4 protein-coding genes and 1 tRNA gene are annotated in these 6,588 nt (G+C 60.3%); 3 read left to right on the forward strand and 2 right to left on the reverse strand.

Translation table 11 applies throughout. The features are described 5' to 3' along the window. Positions 1–7: 7 nt before the first annotated feature. Complete coding sequence (locus tag AC6FTP_RS15820; RefSeq protein ID WP_497207884.1) at positions 8–766, forward strand: purine-nucleoside phosphorylase; 759 nt, start codon at positions 8–10, stop codon at positions 764–766. 96 nt (positions 767–862) lie between these two features. On the opposite strand, the gene AC6FTP_RS15825 is transcribed toward AC6FTP_RS15820, so the two are convergent. After that, positions 863–952: transfer RNA gene (locus AC6FTP_RS15825), tRNA-Ser, on the reverse strand. A gap of 123 nt (positions 953–1,075) precedes the next feature. On the opposite strand from AC6FTP_RS15825, the gene AC6FTP_RS15830 reads away from it, so the two are divergent. Beyond that, a complete protein-coding gene (locus tag AC6FTP_RS15830) occupies positions 1,076–3,391 on the forward strand; it encodes a 3-keto-alpha-glucoside-1,2-lyase-like domain-containing protein (protein ID WP_497207885.1) in 2,316 nt (771 codons plus the stop codon). 20 nt (positions 3,392–3,411) lie between these two features. Then, positions 3,412–4,917 (forward strand): DUF7133 domain-containing protein, encoded by a 1,506-nt coding sequence (locus tag AC6FTP_RS15835; RefSeq protein WP_497207886.1) that lies wholly within the window; start codon positions 3,412–3,414, stop codon positions 4,915–4,917. Between the two features lie 17 nt (positions 4,918–4,934). Here AC6FTP_RS15835 and AC6FTP_RS15840 read toward each other — a convergent pair. Then, positions 4,935–6,588 (reverse strand): protein kinase domain-containing protein (locus tag AC6FTP_RS15840; RefSeq protein WP_497207887.1); only part of this gene is annotated, 1,654 nt, incomplete at its 5' end.

A 6,588-nucleotide genomic window follows, 5' to 3' on the forward strand; every position in this document is an offset into this window, starting at 1 on the left:
TCGGCGCATGAGCCTCGCTTTGATTCAAAATGCCAGTCCTGAAACCGCCGTCGTTCTCGGCTCGGGACTCGGCAGTGTGGTGGATGGCTTCGGCGTCGAGGCGGAGGTTTCATTCGCCGATGTGCCCGGTCTCAGCGCCTCCACTGTCCCCGGACATGCCGGGAGTTTCGTGCTCTGCCGCATCGCGGGCAAAGCGGTGCTCATTGCTCAAGGTCGCCGACATTTGTATGAAGGCCTGAGCGCTCACGAAGTCACCGCAAGCATCCGCTTCATGCACGAGATCGGCGTGAAGCGCGTGGTGCTCACGAATGCCGCCGGAGCCATCAAAGACTCCATGGCTGTCGGCGAGCTGATGCTCATCACCGATCATCTGAATCTCCAAGGCACCACGCCGCTGCTCGGCGGCCCTCATTTTCATGACATGAGCGAGGTGTACTCCGCCACTTGGCGCACCCGATTCATCGCCGCTGCCGCGACGCTCCAGATGCCACTGCATCAGGGCGTGTATGCCGCCCTGCTCGGCCCCCAATACGAGACCCCCGCCGAAATCCGCATGCTGCGCACGCTCGGAGCCGATGCCGTCGGCATGTCCACCGTGCCCGAGGCCATCCAAGCTCGGGCCCTCGGTATGGAAGTCGCCGGAGTCTCCATGCTCACGAACTGGGCCGCCGGCCTCAAACCGCAGACGCTCGATCACAGCGAGGTCGTCGCCGTGGGGAAACAAGCCTCCGTGCAGCTCGCAGCACTGCTGCGGGAGGCACTGTGAAGCCAGCCATTCGAAGCCGGGCGAGAAACGGTGCTGCCCATCCTTCGCTCTTCGAGCTTCGGAGGGCATTCTTCGCCTCCTAAGGTCGGCGAAGAATGGCGGAGAGGGTGGGATTCGAACCCACGGTGACCTTTCGACCACGTCAGTTTTCAAGACTGAAGCCATAAACCACTCGACCACCTCTCCAGATGCATTGCGGCGACGATCTCTTAACGAAAATCGGTGTCTCTGCCAACAGGAACTTTCGTTGCTGCGAAAGCTCACGATAGACAGAAGGGGGCTGAATCGTAAATGCGCGCCCCTTTTCCCATGCGTCTCCTCCTGCCCCTCACCCTCGCCGCGAGCTTTGCGGTCCATGCTGCTGACAAAAAAGAGCCGCCCATGGCTCCTGGCGGAGTTTATCGCGCCCATGACATGCAGCGCCCGCGCCCACCGGTGATCACGCCGCCGGGCTTCAGCACGCAGGACAAGGCTGGAGCCGCGCCTTCGGATGCCATCGTGCTTTTTGACGGTAAAGACCTCTCCAAATGGAAAGGCGACCCGCGCAAAGACACGCCTCCAGGCGATGACAAACCGCGCTGGAAGGTCGAAAACGGCTACATGGAGATCACGCCGAAGAGCGGCGGCATCCGCACGCGGGAAAAGTTCAAGGGAGACTACCAGCTCCACATTGAGTGGCGCACGCCCGATGTCGTGGTGGGGAATAGCCAGGGCCGGGGAAACAGCGGTGTCTTCATCGGGGGCTTCCCAGAGATCCAGGTGCTTGACTCGTATCAAAACGACACCTACCCAGATGGCCAGGCCGCAGGTCTCTACAGCAACTACCCGCCGATGGTGAATGCGAGCCGCAAGCCCGGCGAATGGCAGACTTATGACATCCTCTTTGAGCGGGCACAAAAAGGCGCCAAAGCCCGGCTCACCGTCATCCACAATGGCGTCGTCGTGCATTACCTGCGTGAGTTTGAAAGCACCGCTCAAGAGGGAGATCTGGCGCTCCAGGATCACAACAACTCCGTGCGCTATCGCAACATCTGGCTGCGTCCTCTGCGGGTCGATTCGGATGCCAAAGGCACCAAGTCCACAGCGGCAGCATCGGCACCGAAAGCCGCTCCAGCCGCCAAAGTCATCCGCATCAAGACCATGACCGCTCAGATGAAGTATGATCAAAATGAGTTCACCGTGCGCCCAGGTGAGCCCGTGAAGGTCATCTTTGAAAACGGCGACGACCTGCCTCACAACCTCGTCTTTTGCCAGCCCGGCACCGACACAGCCACGATGGCCTTGAAGCAGATGGAGAAGCCCGAAGAAGCTCTGAAACGCAACTGGCTGCCCGACGATCCCCGCATCTGGGCGCACTCGAAGATGCTGAACCCGCATGAGAAGGATGAGATCATCTTCACCGCGCCTGAAAAGCCCGGCGACTACCCTTTCGTCTGCACCTTTCCCGGTCATGCGCTGACAATGAACGGCAAGATAAAAGTCCTGCCCATCGGCCAGGGATTGAAGGACCTAAAGTTCGCACTCTATCTCGGCAAATGGGACAAGCTGCCTGACTTCTCGAAGCTCAAACCCCATCGCGAAGGCGTGGTGCCGGACAACCTCATCGACATCAAGCTCGACGACTACAAGAACGAGTTCGGCGTCGTCTTCACCGGCAAACTCAACGCTCCACGCAAAGGCAGCTACCGCTTCTATCTCACGGGTGACGACGGCGTGCGCATCAAGATCGACGGCAAAACCGTCGTCGAATACGACGGCATCCATCCAGCGGGCGACATCAAGGAAGGCAGCATCCAGCTGGAAGCAGGCGACCACGAACTGCGCTACGAATACTTCCAAGGCGGCGGCGAGATCTTCGTCTTTGCCGCGTGGAAAGGGGCCAACTTCGACATCACCCCGCTCTCAAAATGGCAGCCCAAAGGTTACGAACTCGGAGCCAAAGCCAAGAAGCAGAAAGACTTCGAGCCCATCCCGCTCATGGTGAAGCAGGAGCCCGTGATGTATCGCAACTTCATCGCTGGGGCAGGCAATCGCGGCATCGGCGTGGGTTATCCCGGTGGCATCAACATCGCCTGGAGCGCCGAGAGCATGAACCTCGCCGTCGTCTGGCGCGGTGCCTTCATCGACGCCGCGAAGCACTGGAACTCACGCGGCGGCGGTCATGAGAAACCACTCGGCTACGATGTCTTCCAACCCACCGGCGAGGTCACGCCAGCCTTCTTTGTCACAGAAAAGCCCGACTCGGCTTGGCCCGTGTGGGACAAGGCGAAACGCTACGAAGGCTTCACCTGGAAAGGCTACACGCTCGATGCAAAACGCAGCCCCACCTTCCGCTACACCTGGAAAGGTACCGAGATCGAAGAGAGCTACACGACCAGCGGTGATGGCAATAAACCCGACGGCAAGCCCACGCTCATCCGCACCGTAAAAATCAACGGCACTGTGCCAACCAACGCTTGGTTCCGCATCGCTACGGGCCAGCTCGAAGCCAAAGAAGGCAGTTTCATCCTCAAAGGACAGACGCCTGCCAAAATCACAGCCGCAGGTGCCAAGCTTGCGGGTAAAAACCTCGTTCTCCCCGCGAAGGCTGGAGTCATCACCGTGACGTATCAATGGGCTCAATAATTCTTCTTCATCGCATCGCTATGAAACACTTTTCTCTATTTATCGCCCTCTGCACTCCGCTCTTCGCCGCTGATCCGGTCGAGTCCGACTATTACAAGATCACCACCTTCGAGACACCGAAGGAAACCGCGATGGAGGTCGGCTCCATCGACCTGCTGCCGGATGGCAGGCTGGTCATGGGCACACGACGCGGAGAGATCTGGATCGTCAGCGGCGCGGGCAGCAGTGATCCATCCGCAGTCAGCTACAAGCTTTATGCCAGCGGCTTGCATGAGGTGCTCGGCATCGCTTACAACCCCAAAGACAAGCTGATCTACGCCACCACGCGCTATGAGATCACACGCCTGAAGGATGTGGATGGCGATGGCCGCGCGGATGTCTTTGATAACGTGAGCGATGCCTGGGGCGTCTCGGGCGACTACCATGAATACGCCATTGGTTCGCGCTTTGACAAAGCGGGCGATCTCTGGGTGACACTCTGCCTCACGGGTTCCTTCAGCAGCGCTGTCCCCTTTCGTGGCTGGGCTTTGCGCATCAAACCGGATGGCAAAATGGTTCCCACCTGCTCCGGCATCCGCAGCCCTGGTGGCATGGGCTTTGATGCGGATGGCGAGGTCTATTACTGCGACAACCAAGGTCCATGGCATGGCTCATGCACCCTTCAGCATCTCGTCCCCGGTTCATTCCAAGGTCATCCCGGTGGCAACATCTGGTATGATCAGGCCCCGAACATGGGACCACGCCCCATCGACCCGATTCCCGAGGCTTTTCAAGGTGATCGGGGCCGCAAAGACGCACGCCCTGGCGGTGATCCAGGCCGCATGGTGAAGGAACGCGAGCGCATCAAGGAACTGCTCCCACCTGCCGTGTATCTCGTGCATGGGAAAATCGGCAACAGCGCCAGCGCCATCATCTGCGACACCAGCGCTGGCAAATTTGGCCCCTTTGCGAAGCAGCTTTTCATCGCCGATCAGAGCCACAGCAATCTTAGCCGCGTCTTCCTGGAAACCATCAACGGCATCAAACAAGGCGTCGTCTTCCCCTTCCGCCTCGGCTTCACCAGCGGCCTCATCGGCGGACGCATGGATGATGAAGGTCGCGTCTTTGTGGGCGGCAGTGATCGCGGCTGGGGCGCACGCGGCGGGAAGCCCTACTGCTTCGAGAAATGCGAGTGGACCGGCAAGCTGCCCTTCGAAGTGCACGAGATGCGCGCGAAGAGCGACGGCTTCGAACTCACCTTCACCCAGCCTGTCGATGCCAAGACCGCTGGCGATGTGGCCAGCTACTCCATGCGCGAGTTCGTCTATGCCTACCGCGAGCAATACGGCGGCGATGAGATCGATGAGATCCTCCCAAAGATCACCGCCGCCAAAGTGGCCGCTGATGGCAAGAGCGTGCGCCTCACCATCTCACCGCTGACGAAAGGCCACATTCACGAACTGCACTTCGAAGGCGTGAAAAACACGAGTGGCCAGCCTCTGCTGCATACCGTTGGCTACTACACGCTGAACGAGATCCCGAAGTGACTGGGACGCCAACGGGCTCACTGATAGGTATCGTCCAGATCAAGCACCACACGGAAGCCGTGATCTCCGGCGACGATGACTTTGTCATCAATCTCGCGGGCGGTGTGAACCACGGAGGCAGGGATTCCCAGTGCCCATGATCCGCCGCGCAGAGCCAGGCTCGGCGTACTTTTGCCCTCCAGTTGAGGACGTTGGATGACCACCCACTCGGCAGCGTTTCCGAAAAGGTCGTGGAGGCCGAAACGATTGGCGGGAAAGGAGCCGCAGGGCGCGGTGCGTGGATAGTCATCGCGGTATTGCCAAGTCGGCCAAACGGCGGGCCAAACGAACTGCCGCACCTCTTCACCGGCAAAGTTGGCGCTGGCGAGCACTGGCGCGACCTTGGCAGGACTGAGCAGGCTGTCGGAATCCTCATCGGCCTTGCAGTCACTCGCTTGTGCCCATTCGCGGCTGCTTGGCATGCGGTATCTCATCGTAGGACCGATTAGGCCCTCGCGCTGTTCCTTCCAGGTGAGCCAGTCGCAGAAGCTGCGGCAGTCGTGAAAGTTAAGGCCGACGACAGGATGCTCGTCGGTCTGTGGAAACCCTGGCTGGCTCCAGCTTCCGCTGCCCATGCTCCAGCCGCCTGCGGTGAGAGTCAGGATGCTGTCGGTCGTCCGAGCCTTGAGTGAATCCTCGATCCAAGGAGGCGGCGCGACGCGGCCTGATGCAAAGGATTGGGCATATTCACCACGCCGCGTTTCATAGACGGAGAACAGGGATCGCAGACCCGGCACGGGAACGAATTTCATGCCAAGGCTGTTCTCCCAGGGCTGCTCTTTGCTGGCAGTCGTCGGATAGCGAGGAGCGGGTGGTGGCGCTGGCTGGGAAGTCTCTCGCTGCCACCAAATGCCGATCATCGCGGCGAGCGTGATCACCGCCGCACTGCCCACGACGAGCGCCGTCATCATCCACAGCCGACGACGTTTCGCGGCCACCGTTTGGAAGTCGCGGATGTGCTCCACGGATGTGCGCAGTTCACGCACGCTCGCATGACGCTTCGTGGCATCATCACTCATCGCGCGGGTGATGACCGCATCGAACTGCGATGGCACGGCGGCGATTTTTGAAGCCGGCGTGAAGCTGCCCATGGGCACCTGGCCGGTGAGCAATTGATACAGCAGCACGCCGAGCGCGTAGATGTCCGCCCGCTCGTCTGCCACTCCGCGCCGCGCCACTTCCGGTGCCATGTAGTAGGGCGTGCCAAAAGCTTCGCGTGTCTGAGTGAGCGTGAAGGATGAGAGAGATCCGGCCACGGCTTTGGCGATGCCGAAGTCCGCCACCTTCACCTTGCCATCGTTACCGACGAGGATGTTCGCGGGCTTGATGTCGCGATGGATGACGCCTTTTCCATGAGCGCTTTCCAGGCCTTGGCAGACCTTGATAAAAATATCCAGCGCCTGATCCGTGCCGATCCTTCCCGCATCCAGCAGGCGCCGCAAATCACAGCCTTCGACGAGTTCCATCGCCAGGTAGTAGCGCCCGTCCTCCGTCTCGCCCACGCTGACGATGCGCACGATGTTGGGATGATCGAGCGATGCCAGTGCCTCGGCCTCGCGGCGGAAGCGCTCGGCCATCTCGGCATCCTCGCTGATGCTGCGCGCGAGCACCTTGATGGCGATGGGCTCATCC

The organism is Prosthecobacter sp., from assembly GCF_044378005.1.
Taxonomy (GTDB): Bacteria; Verrucomicrobiota; Verrucomicrobiia; order Verrucomicrobiales; family Verrucomicrobiaceae; genus Prosthecobacter.